The 16,941-nt window shown below is 37.7% G+C and carries 21 protein-coding genes; 18 read left to right on the top strand and 3 right to left on the bottom strand.

The features are described 5' to 3' along the window. Positions 1 to 65: 65 nt before the first annotated feature. From ACNQFZ_RS05110 to ACNQFZ_RS05095, 4 genes are all read left to right on the top strand, one after another. Positions 66 to 641 carry a chromate transporter gene (locus ACNQFZ_RS05110; protein WP_458414272.1) on the top strand — a complete coding sequence of 192 codons (576 nt, stop codon included), beginning with the start codon at positions 66 to 68 and terminating at the stop codon, positions 639 to 641. Beyond that, positions 638 to 1,168, top strand: a complete 531-nt coding sequence (locus ACNQFZ_RS05105; protein ID WP_458414271.1) for a chromate transporter — start codon at positions 638 to 640, stop codon at positions 1,166 to 1,168. The genes ACNQFZ_RS05110 and ACNQFZ_RS05105 overlap by 4 nt, the downstream gene beginning before the upstream one ends. Before the next feature lie 744 nt (positions 1,169 to 1,912). Continuing rightward, positions 1,913 to 2,218 carry a hypothetical protein gene (locus tag ACNQFZ_RS05100; RefSeq protein ID WP_458414270.1) on the top strand — a complete coding sequence of 102 codons (306 nt, stop codon included), beginning with the start codon at positions 1,913 to 1,915 and terminating at the stop codon, positions 2,216 to 2,218. A 65-nt stretch (positions 2,219 to 2,283) separates the two neighbouring features. Beyond that, positions 2,284 to 2,565 (top strand): tRNA-binding protein, encoded by a 282-nt coding sequence (locus ACNQFZ_RS05095; RefSeq protein ID WP_458414269.1) that lies wholly within the window; start codon positions 2,284 to 2,286, stop codon positions 2,563 to 2,565. Between the two features lie 196 nt (positions 2,566 to 2,761). Here the strand turns inward: ACNQFZ_RS05095 and ACNQFZ_RS05090 are convergent, their stop codons facing one another. Continuing rightward, positions 2,762 to 3,184: a GNAT family N-acetyltransferase gene (locus ACNQFZ_RS05090; protein WP_458414268.1), complete on the bottom strand. Its 423-nt coding sequence runs from the start codon at positions 3,182 to 3,184 to the stop codon at positions 2,762 to 2,764. A gap of 4 nt (positions 3,185 to 3,188) precedes the next feature. Next, positions 3,189 to 3,707 carry a 2'-5' RNA ligase family protein gene (locus ACNQFZ_RS05085; protein WP_458414267.1) on the bottom strand — a complete coding sequence of 173 codons (519 nt, stop codon included), beginning with the start codon at positions 3,705 to 3,707 and terminating at the stop codon, positions 3,189 to 3,191. 148 nt (positions 3,708 to 3,855) lie between these two features. Here ACNQFZ_RS05085 and ACNQFZ_RS05080 point away from each other — a divergent pair, with 148 nt between their 5' ends. From ACNQFZ_RS05080 to ACNQFZ_RS05015, 14 genes are all read left to right on the top strand, one after another. Continuing rightward, positions 3,856 to 4,407 (top strand): phosphatidylglycerophosphatase A family protein, encoded by a 552-nt coding sequence (locus tag ACNQFZ_RS05080; protein ID WP_458414266.1) that lies wholly within the window; start codon positions 3,856 to 3,858, stop codon positions 4,405 to 4,407. A 661-nt stretch (positions 4,408 to 5,068) separates the two neighbouring features. Beyond that, entirely contained in the window at positions 5,069 to 6,316 is a 1,248-nt protein-coding gene (locus ACNQFZ_RS05075; protein ID WP_458414265.1) for a saccharopine dehydrogenase family protein, read from the top strand. A gap of 1 nt (position 6,317) precedes the next feature. After that, on the top strand, positions 6,318 to 7,445 hold the full coding sequence (gene nspC, locus ACNQFZ_RS05070) for a carboxynorspermidine decarboxylase (RefSeq protein ID WP_458414264.1): 1,128 nt from the start codon (positions 6,318 to 6,320) through the stop codon (positions 7,443 to 7,445). Positions 7,446 to 7,600: 155 nt separating this feature from the next. Then, positions 7,601 to 8,323 carry a FadR/GntR family transcriptional regulator gene (locus ACNQFZ_RS05065; protein WP_458414263.1) on the top strand — a complete coding sequence of 241 codons (723 nt, stop codon included), beginning with the start codon at positions 7,601 to 7,603 and terminating at the stop codon, positions 8,321 to 8,323. A 156-nt stretch (positions 8,324 to 8,479) separates the two neighbouring features. Next, complete coding sequence (locus tag ACNQFZ_RS05060; protein WP_458414262.1) at positions 8,480 to 9,196, top strand: (Fe-S)-binding protein; 717 nt, start codon at positions 8,480 to 8,482, stop codon at positions 9,194 to 9,196. 15 nt (positions 9,197 to 9,211) lie between these two features. Then, positions 9,212 to 10,633: a LutB/LldF family L-lactate oxidation iron-sulfur protein gene (locus ACNQFZ_RS05055; RefSeq protein ID WP_458414261.1), complete on the top strand. Its 1,422-nt coding sequence runs from the start codon at positions 9,212 to 9,214 to the stop codon at positions 10,631 to 10,633. Between the two features lies 1 nt (position 10,634). Then, positions 10,635 to 11,354 carry a LutC/YkgG family protein gene (locus ACNQFZ_RS05050; protein WP_458414260.1) on the top strand — a complete coding sequence of 240 codons (720 nt, stop codon included), beginning with the start codon at positions 10,635 to 10,637 and terminating at the stop codon, positions 11,352 to 11,354. A 131-nt stretch (positions 11,355 to 11,485) separates the two neighbouring features. Beyond that, entirely contained in the window at positions 11,486 to 11,938 is a 453-nt protein-coding gene (locus ACNQFZ_RS05045; protein ID WP_458414259.1) for a MarR family winged helix-turn-helix transcriptional regulator, read from the top strand. A gap of 77 nt (positions 11,939 to 12,015) precedes the next feature. Beyond that, complete coding sequence (locus ACNQFZ_RS05040; protein ID WP_458414258.1) at positions 12,016 to 12,720, top strand: pirin family protein; 705 nt, start codon at positions 12,016 to 12,018, stop codon at positions 12,718 to 12,720. Positions 12,721 to 12,855: 135 nt separating this feature from the next. Then, positions 12,856 to 13,053 carry a hypothetical protein gene (locus ACNQFZ_RS05035; protein ID WP_458414257.1) on the top strand — a complete coding sequence of 66 codons (198 nt, stop codon included), beginning with the start codon at positions 12,856 to 12,858 and terminating at the stop codon, positions 13,051 to 13,053. A 187-nt stretch (positions 13,054 to 13,240) separates the two neighbouring features. Next, on the top strand, positions 13,241 to 13,903 hold the full coding sequence (locus tag ACNQFZ_RS05030) for a TerC family protein (RefSeq protein ID WP_458414256.1): 663 nt from the start codon (positions 13,241 to 13,243) through the stop codon (positions 13,901 to 13,903). 267 nt (positions 13,904 to 14,170) lie between these two features. Then, a complete protein-coding gene (locus ACNQFZ_RS05025; RefSeq protein ID WP_458415314.1) occupies positions 14,171 to 14,332 on the top strand; it encodes an iron-sulfur cluster biosynthesis family protein in 162 nt (53 codons plus the stop codon). 287 nt (positions 14,333 to 14,619) lie between these two features. Continuing rightward, positions 14,620 to 15,309, top strand: coding sequence for a Crp/Fnr family transcriptional regulator (locus ACNQFZ_RS05020; protein ID WP_458414255.1), 690 nt, complete (start codon positions 14,620 to 14,622; stop codon positions 15,307 to 15,309). Positions 15,310 to 15,492: 183 nt separating this feature from the next. Beyond that, entirely contained in the window at positions 15,493 to 15,789 is a 297-nt protein-coding gene (locus ACNQFZ_RS05015) for a rhodanese-like domain-containing protein (protein WP_458414254.1), read from the top strand. A gap of 48 nt (positions 15,790 to 15,837) precedes the next feature. Here the strand turns inward: ACNQFZ_RS05015 and ACNQFZ_RS05010 are convergent, their stop codons facing one another. Then, positions 15,838 to 16,899, bottom strand: coding sequence for a sulfite oxidase (locus ACNQFZ_RS05010; protein WP_458414253.1), 1,062 nt, complete (start codon positions 16,897 to 16,899; stop codon positions 15,838 to 15,840). Positions 16,900 to 16,941: the final 42 nt, after the last annotated feature.

Here is a 16,941-nt window from a genome sequence, read left to right as displayed (position 1 = left end):
ATAGCTTCTGGCATTTTTTTTTGGTATTGTAAGTTTATGGATGTTTATTAAAAGGGTGAAAAATCATGCTACAATGGCAAATTTTTATCGCATTTCTTCGCGCTGGAATGCTGGGGTATGGTGGTGGACCATCATCCATTCCTCTTATACATAAAGAAGTTGTTGGAAGATTTAAGTGGATGAATGATGATGAATTTGCGGATATTTTTGCTTTAGCGAATACATTGCCAGGGCCAATCAATACGAAAATGGCTGGATATATCGGCTATCGTCTTGCCGGTAGCGTTGGGATGATCAATGCTGTTTTAGCTACGATTGTACCGACGATTTTACTAATGATTCTATTGCTAGCCTCACTATCTCAAATTAAAGATCAACCATGGGTTACTGGGATGACAAAAGCAGTTATACCGGTAGTCGGTGTCATGCTTGCAGAAATGGCTTGGGATTTTTTTAAAAAGTCCAAGGAAGGGCAAGGCTTGTGGAAAACAATTTTTTTAACAGCGACATCACTAATTGTCATTCAGTTTATGGGCGTCCACCCTGGAATTGTTATTGCAGCCCTGCTTCTGATTGCGTTAGCCTACCCACCGAAAAAGGGACAGTTACATACATATAGCAAGGGAGGGAATAATCAATGATTTATTGGCGCATTTTCCTCGCCTTCTTTATTCCAGGTACTCTAGGTTATGGCGGTGGCCCCTCCTCAATCCCGTTAGTTGAAAATGAAGTAGTTGACCGTTATGGTTGGTTGACAGTACATGAATTTAGTGAAGTCCTTGCGTTAGGAAACGCATTGCCGGGTCCGATTGCAACGAAAATGGCAGGTTATATCGGTTATGAAGTCGCCGGTGTACTCGGCGCATTGGTAGCGATTATAGCGACAGTAGCTCCCTCGCTTATTTTGATGATTGTTTTGTTAAGTATTCTGTTAAAATTTAAAGATTCACCAAGAGTCAAGAATATGACAATGCTGGTTCGACCAACGATTGCAATCTTATTAGGTGTAATGGCCTATAGCTTTTTTATCACGTCCTATGAAGGAGTAGGAATCGGGCAAACGATTTTTTTAATAATTATCAGTGCATTATTATTGGAAAAGTTTAAAGTCCACCCTGCCTTTGTCATCATGGGGGCTTTAGGGTATGGTGCTTTATTTTTAGGTTAGTGAATCTATTCTGCTAGCTGACTAATGACTAAAGACAGAAAAGTTGAGATGATTGGGAATATGTCCGCATATTGTTAGAATGAAGACAAGAAATGTAGCCAAGGGAAGAGCTGTGTCTGCATATTGGAAAAATGATGACAAGAAATGTAGCCAAGCGAAGAAGCATGTCCGCAAAATGGTGAAATGAAGACAAGAAAGGTAGCCAAGTGAAGAAGCATGTCTGCAAATTGGTGAAATGAAGACAAGAATGGCGGCGAAGGGAAGAGCTGTGTCTGCAAAATGGTGAAATGAAGACAAGAAAGGTAGCCAAGTGAAGAAGCATGTCTGCAAAATGGTGAAATGAAGACAAGAAAGGTAGCCAAGTGAAGAAGCATGTCCGCAAAATGGTGAAATGAGGACAAGAAAGGTAACCAAGCGAAGAAGCATGTCCACAAAATGGTGAAATGAAGACAAGAAAGGTAGCCAAGTGAAGAAGCATGTCCACAAATTGGTGAAATGAAGACAAGAAAGGTAGCCAAGTGAAGAGCTGTGTCCATAAATTGGTAAAACAAAGATAGAAAAGGAAACTACTGTACTGCCACATTTTTGGCAGTTTTTTTTATGAATTTTGATATTTTAAATAATAATTACCTAACTCTGTTAAAAAAGAGGATATTTTTTCCGATAATAATAATAGAAGCAATGGAAATACATGGATGTATCCATAGTTGAAAAGGCGTTCTAAACCACAGGAGGTGGGAAATAATGGGCTATATATTACCTATTAACAATGAGCAATACAATCAGTACACCAATCGGATAATAAGAAAAGATGGATCACCTTTTAAGGTGAAATCTGTAGAAAAGATTACGATGCGGGCCAAGCTTAAAGGTAAAACGGATTATGAAGATAAATATAAAGAGGCCAAATTTATTACAAAAAACTATTGTATTAAAAAATCGAGTAATGAGGATGAGTCAGAGTTGGATCTTACCGATGTCCAGAGTGAAGGTAAAGACTACGAGGCGGATTTAACAGGAAAAGGAAAAAACTTTAATGAATGTGTATAAGTATAATAATTCTGATTAAATCCTTTGCTAATAATGTTGGCGGAGGATTTTTTTGGTATTTTTTCTTGAAAGCAGAACCATTCCCAGAGGCAAAGGTGCCGGCAATTAAAATGGAAATCGATTTTGGAGAGGAAATTGGCATAAAGAAAACTAGTGCGCAAATAACGAAACGCTATCAACCAGAAATTCTTATTGGACGGCAAGTAGTAGGTGTGGTTAATTTCCCACCAAGACACATCGCAGGCTTTAGCTCTGAAGTGCTCGTCCTTGGTGGCATTTCTGAAAAAGGCGATGTCGTTCTCCTAAAACCAGATACTGATATACCAAATGGCACGCAAATCGGCTAACAAGCAGTGCCGTGCGAAGTCCCCTGGACAAACGTACTGCTGCCAAACAATTCGGACAATGCAAGCAGGAAACCAGAGGACAAAGTCCAAATGATGCCCTGAAACGGACAATAAAAAATAGCAGAGGTGATTTTGATTCACAAACTCTGCTATTTATTTTATAAACAAAAAAGCTGCCACGATAAGATTACTAAGTCTAAAACGTCTTAACCATGGTCACATGAGGAATGCCGGCGTCCATAAAAATACCGGAGATTGTTTCATAGCCCAATTTTTTATAAAAGCCTTCCGCATGGGTTTGGGCATTGAGTTTCAGTTTCTTACTATCTTTTTCCTTAGCAATTTCTTCTGCCTTTTCCATAATTAGCTTCCCGCAGCCCTTGCTACGATAAGTGTCAAGCACACAGATTCGTTCTACTTTAAGAGTATCTCCTAGCTCGCGAACTCTCCCTGCCCCAACTGGCTCCTTGCCGTCATATAAGACAAAGTGAACAGCAGAATTCTCAAATTCGTCGATCTCCAAATCCATTGGAACCTTTTGTTCCTCAACAAATACTTTTTTCCTTACTGAAAAGGCGTCCACTAGTTCATATGGAGCTGTAACTATTTTTACAATCATTTTATTAACATTCCTTTCCTAAGTGAAACGTTTCGTAAGTCGTCCATTGATTATTTTCTAATTGAAATAACAGGTGGAAACGGTCAACTGTTTCAGTATGGGAGACGTCCATCATTGTAAGTTGAGCGACCACATCAGAATGCTCTTGGTTTGAGAGTTGTTGTCCAATGGTGATATGCGGTACGAAGCTTTCACTTTTGTTCTTTGTTGCAAATATGTCTGCATTCAGTTTTCTATGCAGATTTAAAAGCTTTTCATCTTTCTTTATCGCTAAATAAATTTTATTGACTACTGGATGAAAAGTTTTCACTTTATAAACTTCAAGGGTGATAGGTGATAAATCTTTTGCTATATGATTCAAGGTTTGAATATATTCCTTTATTTCTCCTTCAGATGAATCAAAAGGATTGATTAATGTTACGTGTGGAGGAATTAAAGCAATATGTGGATCGTAACGTTTTCGAAAGGAATTCGCATAATCTTGAAGCTTTTTTGACGGGAAAATTGCAATACCATATTTCACGGGCAGCGCCTCCTTTTAATCCAAAATACGATACCGTAATATTATAACAAAATTTCAAATTATTTAATACTTATGAAATCCTCATATTAATAAAAAAAGACATGGTATAATGTACGTAATTTATACATTTGAGAGGGGATAAACAAAGATGACAAAAAGGGTTCATAGCCGTGATGTTCAAAAAGCAACAAAAAACCTGTTGGAAGAACGTGGTGTAACTGTAGAAGAAATAGCGAAAATCGTTTATGAAATGCAAGTGCCTTTCAATCATGGGCTAACCCTAGAGGATTGCATTTTTTCAGTCGAGAGAGTACTAAGGAAGCGGGAAATCCAACACGCCATTCTTGTTGGTATTGAATTAGACCGCCTTGCTGAGAAGAAGTTATTATCCCAACCGCTGCAATCGATTGTTGAAAGTGATGAAGGTTTGTTTGGAATCGATGAAACAATTGGATTAGGAGCGGTTTTAACATATGGAAGTATTGCCGTAACAACTTATGGCTACCTAGACAAAAATAAAATTGGAATCATTAAAAAGCTGGATACGAAAGACGGCAAAGGGGTTCATACCTTCTTAGATGATCTCGTTGCCAGCATATGTGCTTGTGCTGCCTCCAGGATTGCCCACCAAATGAGGGATATCGAGGAGGTTGAGGAAGAAATGGTATATAGCAATCTGGATATGGAAGAAATTAAATAATTGGACACCAAACTGCTCTACAAGTAGGGTTTGCAGCCATTAGACTATTACAAATATATTCAGAATTTTAGGTTTTATAATTTATTTTATTTTTTTATTGATATTTTTGTGATTTGTTGATAATATAATGGAGTTATTATTGATGGAAAGCAGATATTCGAAATATAAATATCAGAGTCTTTCCAAGCAGATAATTTTGACCACTTTCTTCGGAAAAGTTAAGGCCATACGGACAGCCGGGTCAAATGCCGATTGGCAACTTTAGTTGCCTTATTGATTGAGTTAAAAGCTCAAATTTTATAAGTTGGTTACTTTACAACCAGTGCATATGCACATCAACTTGTGAAACGGTCAATAAGAGTGGTAAAAGTAATTATTTGCTATATAGACTCTGAACCTAATGATATATTTTGAATATAGAAGAGCATTTTCCATAAGATTAGTAGAATTTTATGGCTGTAAAAAAGGTCATAATGATTCTGTCTGTTAATATGCTTTTCTTAATATTTATGAATATATCAAGCAAGTGATGCGCGAATAGGCGATTGTTTCACTTGCTTTTTTATTTGGAAAAATTTCTAACGACCTTAGTAGCAAAACAACGGAATGTTGTCAGGGTTCCTCTTTGCTTTGAAAAATAAAACGAAAAGGAGATAGGAAAATGGGAAAAGCACTTATCATTGGTTGTGGCGGGGTAGCATCTGTAGCAATTCACAAATGTGTTCAAAACAGTGAGGTATTTGAGGAAATTTGTATTGCCAGTCGCACAAAATCAAAATGTGATGAATTAAAAGCAAAATTAGACGGCGGTAAAACAAAAATTACAACTGCACAGGTTGATGCAAATAATGTAGATGAACTTATAGCTTTAATTAACGAGGTAAAACCAGATATCGTAATGAATCTTGCTTTGCCATATCAAGATTTAACAATTATGGATGCTTGTCTCGCAACGAAAACACATTATTTAGATACTGCAAATTATGAGCCTGAAGATACAGCAAAATTCGAATACAAATGGCAGTGGGAATACCGTGAGCGTTTTGAAAAGGCTGGCATTACAGCTCTCTTAGGCAGCGGCTTTGATCCAGGTGTGACAGGTGTATTCTCCGCTTATGCATTAAAACATTATTTTGATGAAATTGAATATATCGATATTCTTGATTGCAACGGTGGTGACCACGGTTATCCTTTTGCAACAAATTTCAACCCTGAAATCAATATTCGTGAAGTTTCTGCGAACGGAAGATACTGGGAGAACGGTGAATGGGTTGAAACGCAGCCAATGGAAATTAAACGCGTTTACAACTTCGATGAAGTCGGCGAGAAAGATATGTATTTGTTATATCATGAAGAGCTTGAGTCTCTTGCACAAAACATGCCTGGACTTAAGAGAATTCGTTTCTTCATGACATTTGGCCAAAGTTATCTAACGCACTTAAAATGTCTTGAAAATGTAGGTATGACTTCAATTGAGCCAATTGAATTTGAAGGAAAACAAATCATTCCACTACAGTTCTTAAAAGCGGTATTACCTGATCCAGCTTCACTTGGTCCAAGAACTGTAGGAAAAACAAATATCGGCTGTATCTTTAAAGGCAAAAAAGACGGCCAAGAAAAAACATATTATGTGTACAATGTTTGTGATCACCAAGAATGCTACAAAGAAGTTGGCTCACAGGCTATTTCTTACACAACTGGTGTACCAGCAATGATCGGTGCGATGATGATTTTAACTGGCAAATGGAATATGCCAGGTGTATACAATATTGAAGAATTTGATCCAGATCCATTTATGGATGCATTAAACAAGTGGGGACTTCCATGGAAAGAAAACTTGAACCCTGAGCTTGTTGATGCGCTTCCCAAAGAAGAAAAGTCAGCGAAAGAAGCGGAGCTTGTAGGATAAGATGAGATTTGAAGAATTACCGACACCTTGTTATGTAGTAGATGAAGGGCTACTAGAGAGAAATCTAAAGATCCTAAACGGAGTCATGGAACGTACAGGAGCAAAGATTATTTTAGCCCAAAAAGCATTTTCAATGTATACGTTATATCCGCTGATTGGTAAATATTTGAGCGGCACGGCAGCAAGTGGTTTATATGAAGCAAGACTTGGGTTTGAAGAAATGGGCAAAGAGAATCACGTCTTTGCCCCTGCCTACCGTGAAGATGAAATAGATGAAATCATCTCATACTGTGACCATGTTATCTTTAACTCCTTTTCACAGGTGGAAAAGTATCGTGACAAAGTATTGAAAGCTGGTAAAAAAATCGGCTTGCGCATTAATCCAGAATGTTCTACGCAAGTTGGACATGATATCTATAACCCTTGCGCAGTGGGTTCACGATTTGGTGTTACAATTGAACATTTCCGTCCAGAGCAACTGGAAGGGATATCAGGGTTGCATTTTCATACGCTTTGTCAGCAAAACTCTGATGACTTGGCTAAAACCCTCGATGCTGTGGAAGAAAAGTTTGGACCATGGCTTTCAAAAATGGAATGGATTAACTTCGGTGGCGGCCACCATATTACTAGAGAAGATTATGATATTCCGCTACTAGAAAAATGCATTAAACGTATGCAGGAAAAGTACGGGTTGCATGTATACTTAGAACCAGGGGAAGCAGTGGCCTTAAATGCCGGATTCCTGATTACAACGGTACTAGACACATTGCAAAATGGCATGGAAATTGCAATCTTAGATACCTCTGCATCTTGTCATATGCCTGATGTTTTGGAAATGCCTTACCGCCCGCCGTTAATTGGCTCAGGTGAACCAGGTGAAAAGCCTTATACGTATCGTTTAGGTGGACAAACATGTTTATCCGGGGATACAATTGGTGATTATTCCTTCGACAAGCCGTTAGAAGGCGGCGAACGTTTAGTTTTTGGTGACATGGCAATTTACACGATGGTAAAAAATACAACCTTTAACGGAATGCCGCTGCCATCGATTGCTGTTCGTGATAAAAACGGAGATTGCCAAGTTGTTCATAAATTTAATTATGAAAATTTCAAGATGAGATTGGCATAAGGGATTCCACTTGAAATAACATAGCCATCACCTGGTAACAGTTGGTGGCTTTTTATTCATGAATTTAATAAAATGTAAAGTAGTCCTAGTAAATGAAACGGAAATACCATTATAGCAATCGCAAAACACTACAGTTTCGCACTAGAGGTGAATCAATGAATTATAAAAAAATTAAAACGAAGAAGATTTATGAAGAGGTGGCCGAGGCTATTCACGAAATGATCCGCTCTGGAAAATTAAGACCGGGTGACAAGCTTGACTCGGTACAGCAGTTGGCTGAAAACTTCCAAGTCGGACGGTCTGCTATTCGGGAAGCATTAACTTCTTTAAGAGCGATGGGGCTTGTGGAAATGAAACAAGGGGAAGGAACCTACGTCAAACAATTTGATTCAAGTCAAATTACATTTCCATTATCGATGGCAATTCTCATGAACAAGCAGGATATTTTTAATTTACTGGAGGTTCGGAAGATTATTGAAGTTGGTGCAGCGGCTGCAGCAGCAAAGAAAAGAACGGATGTGCAGCTTCAAAAAATGGAGAATGTACTCCAGAATATGAAAAGCGGTAATGAAGAGCTCGGAGAAGCAGCAGATTTGCAGTTTCATTTAGCGATTACAGAAGCATCCAATAATGGATTATTGATTGGTTTAATGAGTCATGTTTCGGGATTAATGGGTGAAAGCATTCAGGAAATTCGAAAGGTATGGATTTTTTCAAAGGATAATAATTTTACTACTCTTTACGAAGAACATGTGGCAATCTATGAAGCAATAAAAGCTCAAAATGAGGATAAGGCTAGAGAAGCGATGCTTATTCATCTTGAAAATGTTGAAAATAGTTTAGAACAGTACTTTAATCAACAAGTTATGAATAATTAAAAGTTTCATGTTTTTGCATTTTTTTGATTTTTTCTTGAATTAGCTTAAAAAACGAGCTTTTTTATTGTATTATAAAACAATCAATACAATTATTTTTTTATTTAAGTCATCAGATGACCTGATTACCATACTTAATAAAACAGGGAGATGGAAAATATGAAGGTTTCGTTGTTTGCTACATGTTTAGTAGATATGTTTCAAAGCAATATTGGCAAAGCAACGGTTGAATTGCTTGAAAGACTTGGCTGTGAAATTGATTTTCCGGAATCACAAATTTGCTGCGGGCAGCCAGCATATAACAGCGGGTATGTAAAAGAATCGAAAGAAGCTATGAAGCAAATGATGGAGACGTTTAAAGATGCTGAATACGTGGTTTCTCCATCAGGTTCATGTGCTTACATGTTCAAAGAATATCCACATATCTTTGCGGGCGATCCAATATGGGAGCCGAAAGCAAATGAATTAGCGGATAAAACGTACGAGCTTACCCAATTTATCGTCGAGGTTCTAAAAGTGGAGGATGTTGGTGCAAAATTTGAGGGTACGGCTACATATCATACATCCTGTCACATGACTCGGCTTTTAGGGGTTAAGGAGCCGCCAATGATCCTATTAAAAAATGTTAAAGGGTTAAAAGTCACGGACCTACCTGGAAAGGACAAATGCTGCGGCTTTGGGGGTACGTTCTCCGTTAAAATGCCTGATATCTCAGAGCAAATGGTTGATGAAAAAGTGCGTCATGTAGAGGAAACCGGAGCTGAATACCTAATTGGCGCTGATGCCGGTTGTCTCATGAATATTGGCGGCCGCATCGGGCGGAAAGGGAAACCAATAAAGGTATTGCATATAGCTGAAGTATTAAATAGTCGTTAAATAGGGGGGATTCAGATGGCAATTGAAATTAGCAATCAACCATTCAAGACTCGAGTTGATAAGGGACTCGAAGATTCTTTTATGCGCGGCGCGGTTGCTGGTGCGCAGGATAGCATTGAAATGAAAAGAAGGATTGCTGCTGCGGAGCTTGGAAACTGGGAAGAGTGGCGCTCCCATGCTGAGGAAATTCGCCAGCACGTTCTAGAATATTTAGATTATTATTTGGAGCAATTAAGTGAAAATGTCGCTAAGCGCGGCGGACATGTCTTTTTCGCACAAACAGCAGAAGAAGCGACGGAGTATATCCGTGGAGTTGTGAAAAAGAAAAATGCCAAAAAAATTGTCAAGTCAAAATCAATGGTAACAGAAGAGATTAGCCTGAATGCTGCTCTTGAGAAAGATGGCTGCAAGGTTGTTGAGACTGACCTTGGTGAATATATCCTCCAAGTGGATGAGGATATACCCTCCCACTTTGTCGCTCCAGCTCTACATAAAAACAGAGATCAAGTTCGGGATGTTTTTGCGAAAAAACTGGGCTATACAAAGTCAAATGAGCCTGTGGAGTTGGCAGGACATGCGCGCAAAATGCTGCGGCAGGAATATTTAACGGCGGATATTGGCATTACCGGCTGTAATTTTGCTGTAGCTGAAACAGGCTCGATTACGATTGTTACAAATGAAGGCAACGCGGATTTAACGACATCTCTTCCGAAAACACAGATTACTGTCATGGGCATGGAGCGAATTGTTCCAACCTTTGAAGAGTTAGACGTGTTGGTCTCTATGCTAACTAGAAGTGCAGTTGGTCAACGCTTATCCAGCTATGTAACGGTGGTGTCAGGACCAAGAGAAGAGTTTGATGTGGATGGTCCCGAAGAATTCCATCTAGTCATTCTCGATAATGGCCGCTCCGAGATTCTTGGCGGTGAGTTCCAGGCTGCGCTGCAATGTATTCGTTGTGCAGCATGTGTCAATGTTTGTCCGGTTTATCGTCAAATTGGCGGTCATGCCTACGGCTCAATCTATTCTGGTCCAATTGGGGTTGTGTTATCACCGCTGTTTGGGGGCTACGAGAAATATAAAGAACCCCCATATGCATCCACACTATGTGGTGCCTGCACTGAGGTTTGTCCAGTGAAAATTCCGTTGCACAACCTTATTCATAAGCATCGTGAAATTATCGTTGAAAAAGAAGGAAAGGCACCATTTACGGAAAAAATGGCTATGAAGGCATTCGGGCTCGGTGCATCTTCGCCAGCACTTTATAATATTGGCTCTAAACTTGCCTCAACTGCAATGAATTCTTTTACAGATGGGGAAAAATTCACGAAGGGTGTAGGACCATTGAAGGCTTGGACTGAAAGCCGTGAGTTTCCAGCACCAAATAAAGAGAGATTCAGAGATTGGTTTAAAAACCGTGATAAAGGAGGGAAATAACATGAGTGGAACCATCCAAAACCGCGATGAATTTTTAAATAAAATTGCCAGTCGATTGGGGCGTTCACGGATTTCTTCTCCGTTAGATAGACCAGCGTGGAAATATATGCCACAATTGGAAGTGTTAAAAAATGCAACACAGGATGAACTGCTTGAGCTTTTAAAGGAACAATGTAAAAAAATCCATACAAGCCTATATACAACCGATAGCAGCGGCTTGTCTTCGACCCTAGCTAAGGTAGTAAACGACTACGGCGGAGGTCCAATCGTTACCTGGAAGGATGAACGATTCTCCAAATGGGGACTTGATTCTCTTTTTAAGCAGGAATGGCCTAGTCAAAACTTTGATGTCTATGAATGGGATTACACAAAAGGGACTGAAAACGTAAAAAAAGCGGAACATGCTAATATTGGGATTACCATTAGTGAGACGACCCTTGCTGAGTCGGGAACCGTTGTGTTGTATAGTGCCAAGGAAAGAGGAAGAACAGTAGGTTTTCTGCCGGAAGCCTTAGTTGTACTTGTACCAATCAGTACGCTTGTCCCGAGGTTGACCCAAGCTACAGAAAAAATAAGAGAAAAATATTTAAAAACTGGCCATATGCCATCTCTTGTTAATTTTATCAGTGGACCTAGTAACTCTGCAGATATCGAGTTAAACCTTGTGGTGGGTGTACACGGCCCAGCAAAGGCAACTTATATTGTTATAAACGATTTATAATCCATATTTTAGCCAAATTCCTATTAATGTCAGCAGGAAATTTGGCTTTTATTTTGCCTCATTCATTGACATTGAAAAATCATTTAATGTATAATTATCTCGAATTCGAGATAAGAAGAGGATTGATATTCATGGAAATTCAAGACGAAAAATATATCGAAGAGGAATTATCTTTAAAGGTCTTTGTTGTCTTATCCCGGGCTTTGCAATCAATCAAAAAGCGAGTGGAAGAGGATATTAGGTGTTTAGGACTTAACCCGACGGAGTTCGGTGTGCTTGAGTTGATTTACAGTAAAGGAGATCAACCTATCCAAAAAATCGGTGAAAAAGTATTAATTGCAAGCAGCAGTATTACGTATGTGGTCGATAAATTGGAAAAGAAAAAATTACTAGAGAGAAAACCTTGTCCAAAGGATCGCCGTATTACCTATGCTGTCATAACACCAACAGGCACTGAATTTATGAATGAAGTATTTCCGAAACATAAAGCGGCCATTACAGAAATATGCAGTGGCTTGGATTCCAATGAAAAAAAGCTGCTAATTGAACTTTTAAAAAAATTAGGATATCATGCTCAAGCTTGATATTTTTTTAGGTTATTATCTCAAATTAGTAATATACTAATTAGCAATAGTTTGTTTTATCGAATGGAGTGAAAAAAATGTTAAGAAAAATTGATAGCAACAACATGGGGGCCAGTAACCTTGGCTGGTTACAAAGTAAATTTCATTTTTCCTTCGCTGAATATTATAATCCTGATAATATTCAGTTTGGGGTTTTACGGGTAATCAATGATGACTTAATTCAACCGCAAACAGGTTTTGGAACGCATCCCCACAGCAATATGGAGATCATTTCTTATGTTGTGAACGGAGATTTAACCCATAGTGATAGTATGGGTAATAAAAATACAATTACCCGCGGCCAGGTTCAATACATGAGCGCAGGTACAGGGGTGCTTCATAGTGAGTATAATTATGGGGAAGATATGCTCAGATTGTTGCAAATTTGGATTTTTCCAAATCAAAATGGCTATAGGCCAAACTATGGTGATTATCGCTTTAAATGGGAAGACAGAAAGAATCAATGGTTGCACATGGTGTCCAGTTTAGACGGGGAGGCCCCAATCAAAATTAACCAGGATGCCAACATTTATTCTCTAGAACTCGAGCAAGGAAAAGAGATTAGCTTCCCTGTAAAAGAAGGAAGGCAAGCTTATTTAGTTCAAATTGAAGGAACATCGGTTATTAATGAAATTGAGTTAACTGAACGAGATGGAATGGAGATTGTTGAAGAAGACATCACAATACATGCAACTGAAACATCGCACATCTTGATTATTGAAATGAAAAAAGCAGTTGAATAGAAGATGTTGACGCTCGTAGGCTTATCGCCTCGGGCGTTGTTTATTTTAAACAGAAAATTGGTATGGATTTGTAAAATGCATTATAATAAAAGACAAAGTAAAATGCGACTACATGATTTGAAGGGGGGGTATCAATTGGGCAATTTTTTATATTTTCCAGATAATAAACTAGAATATATTCCATCATTAATTATTGTGGCAATTTTTATACTCGGTGCTTTTTTAACAGTGAAAATTGTGATGAAAATATCTAAAAAAGAAGAAGAAAAAGCGTTACTACTCGAAAAACAACTCATGAATCCTAATTATAATATAGATAACTACAAGCAATAGTAATCCCAGCATGTAACCTACAGGATACGAATGCCTAGCGATATACATACACCAAGAAAGGGTCTGCGAATAGTAGGCTCTTTTTTGTAATTTTTCAATCGTACAGACATAGTCATTTAGAAAGGAATTGTAATTTTTATTGCAAATTCCTAAGTTTGGCTGGGAGTGGCATATTTTGGGGGACATTTTGAGAATCTATATTATGAATGTTATCAACGATATTGATAATTTTCTGATCATTTCGGCCATTATCCGGAAGTACGGGTATCAGATTAGAACATTGTTTCTCAATATTGTTGTTTGTTTAACGTTAAGCAGAACTTTGTACGTTAGTATTATACAATATTTAGAAGACATACCCGGATTTCGTGTTATTACGGGAGTGATTCTTCTATATATTGCCTTCCGTTTAGCGTTCTTAACTCCAAAGGATTGTGGGGCTAGGAATCAACCAAATAAAACAATCGTACAAATGATGCTAATCATTCTAATGACAGACTTCACCATATGCATAGATAGTGTATTAATTACAGCAGAGCTGTCAACGAATCCCGTATTTATAATGATTGGCATTTTTTTAAGCATCACTACTGTATTTCTTCTACTGGATTCATTTTTTTATATCTTGACAAAATCATCAATTATACAGGTTATTGCATCCGGACTCATTGCACATATCGCCATATTAGGTTTGCTTAAAGACCCAATCACAAGAATCCCAGTCATATTAATAGAGGACCTTTTCGAAATTAATATCAATAATTGGATCAACGTTTTTGCTTTGGATATCTCGATTCTATTCATTATTATTGGATTAATGAAAAGGATAAAAAGATCGAAAACATTTTAGTAAACTGAATCACTCTTAGAAAAGTCTCATCATTGACATTTCTTTTTCTATTTAATAAAATACCTACAAAGGTATATATTCAGACACATCCTATTGTTGGTTATTAGTTAGTAGTAAACTTTTTTACGGAGGGTTTATTTTATGGTAAAAATAACCGAAACCGCGATTAACCAGATTACGAAAGAATATCAGGATATCCTTCAAACGGGGGAAATGCCATTAATTCGCTTAACAATGGAACTTTGCTGAGGGGGGCCAAAACTACGACTGGCTCTGGAGGAGTCAGCTTCAGATGATGATGAAATAATTGAACAAAGCGGGGTTCAATTTTTAGTAAAGAATAAGGATCAAGCCTATTTGGATCATGCAAAAATCGATTATGTTAAAAATGTATTTGGACAAGGCCAGTATCTTGTACTTCGTATATAATTGTTAACAGATTTTTGTAAGGTGAAAACAGGTGTGCAATTATCAAGAATAATTACAACGGAAAATAGCGGGGACGAATTTAGAATCAATTCGTCCCTGCTATTTTTTAAAATTGTATGAATGTAGGTGGGGATTCGGACTTCTTTAGAGGAATCCTTTATTAAAAATCAACCGAATTGTGAAGAATATGTGAATATGCAATAAGTGTGATATATATCACACTTATTATTTATACTTAAAAGGATAATTAAAAGTATAGAAAATTAAGAATGTGAGGGTCAAGCATAATGTATGAAGAGTTTCTAAGGGGCCTCCCTATTTTTAAAGACTTGCCTGATTATATCATGAGCGATTTAGTTTCAAAAGTTAAAGCGGCTACCTATAAAAAAGGGGAGTATATTTTTCACGAAGAGGATGAAGCAAAAGCCGTTTTCTTTGTAAAAAGCGGTATTGTGAAAATTAAAAAGAGTAGTCAGGAAGGAAAGGAAATTGTTGTTGGTATTAAGCGGTCTGGAAGTCTTTTTGCGGAAAATTCCTTGTTTACTAAGTCAAACATTTCCTATAATGAAACTGCTCAAACGTTGGAGCCTACAGAGGTTTTATATTTTTTAAATTCTGATTTAGAGGAAGCAATCGCCATAAATCCGGGTTTATCAAGAGCCATGATTCGTTTAATGGGAACAGAACTGCGCTTCTTTACTTCCACCTTACGCGACCTAGCTTTACTTGATGTTTACAGCAAAACTGTCAAGACGTTAGAAAGGCTTGCCCGCGAATTTGGAATCGAAACGCAAAATGGAATCAAAATCGAAATTCCTTTAACAGTGCAAGAGTTGGCCAATATCATAGGGTCAACTCGAGAAAGTATTAGCCGTGTGATTTCAAAATTAAAAAAGCAAGATATTATTACGGTCGAGGAAAAGGTCATTATTATAAACGATTGGTCAAGTTTTAGTGAAATGTTTGAACGTGCATAAAAGATATAGATGTTTTATAAAAAGGCCCTATTAGGGCTTTTTTTTTTGACATTCCTAGGTAGATGCCATTATTATATTTACTATGTGAAAATGTTGACTTTATACCCGCACGGGTTATATTATAAACCTTGTCAGTCAGGTTAAGGATGATATGTTTTAATGAAAAGGATAGGTGGAGATCTAATGAATGATATCACTGCTAAAGAAGTAGAGGAACTTCTAAATGAAGGCAATATACTAAATATAATTGATGTGCGCGAAGTAGGGGAAGTTGCTACTGGGAAAATTCCCGGTGCAGAAAATATTCCATTAGGATTATTAGAATTTCGAATGAACGAGTTGGACAAATCAAAAGAATATATTGTTGTTTGTCATTCCGGTGGTAGGAGTGGCCTTGCTACACAATTTCTTGAAAGCTACGGATATAAAGTTAAAAATATGGCGGGCGGTATGCTTGCTTGGCGAGGAATAATAGAATAATTAATGGAGCCTGTATCTAGTATTATATAAAAGGTACAGGCTTCCCATTCATTCAAACTTTACATCTACCTTTGCTACAGCGTTATAACCATATCCTTTTCTGTTCCAAAACGGAGCCAGCGGTTGAATTCGCCCCTCTGAATCCTTTGCTCTTGCATAAATGGTGTATTCACCTTTTTTGTCAACCTTCCACTCAAACGACCAATTTATCCAAGAGTATTGCTCTTGCGGTATTTTATTAATAGTTGCCTGCCGCCAAGTTTCACCTTTGTCGAAACTGACTTGCACCTCTGTAATAAATCCTTTCCCTGTCCAAGCAATTCCTTTGATCTGGTGTGTCCCTGTATTTAGAATGGAGTAATTTTTCGGTTTCTGTATAGTGGAGTTGACATTCATAATGGTTACAGGAAGTTTGTCTTTATCACTGCTTTTATAGGGATAATATACATAATCATCGGTTTGGAAAGGTCCACTAAAAGTATGATTGATGGCGGTGATTTTTCGTAGCCATTTAACAGAGGCCATCGCATACCAATTAGGTACAACCAATCTCATAGGATAGCCATGCTTTAAAGTAAGAGGGTGATCGTTATATTGAAAAGCTATAATAGTGTCCATATGCAGTGCTTTCTCAATTGGAAGACTTCTTACAAAAGGGATGCTTCCATGGAGTGTTGGTTTTGTACCGAAATCAGTTCCTTCGAAGATGACTTCTTTTACATTACTTGAAATACCTGCTTTTTGAAGGATGTACTTCAATGGTACTCCAGTCCACTTCCCTTGGCTTATAGCACCATCCTCCCATTGTTCACCATATACTTTTGGATTGAAATTTGCTCTTTTGTTGCCCGCACATTCCAGTGGTATTAATAAGGTTTTTATCGGCATTGACGGTAATTCATCATATCGGATTGAAATGGGCTGGGATACCTCACCAACAACTTGCAGCCAAAAGTTTCTTTCAGACAAAACAGGATAAGGAAAATGATTTCTACGGTAAAAATATTCAGTGGGGGTTTGCCATTTGTAAAGGAAGTGAATCGGTGATTCCTGGTTTTCTGGATTTAAACTTTTCGTTGTAAAATAAGGAGAAATCCATTTTTTTTTCATTTAACAACACCTCTTTTCATTGTAAGGATATTTCATAGCTTT

Source organism: Schinkia acidoalkalinis (assembly GCF_054301215.1).
The sequence above is the reverse complement of the archived record's forward strand: the minus strand, read 5'-3'. Positions and strand labels throughout refer to the sequence as shown.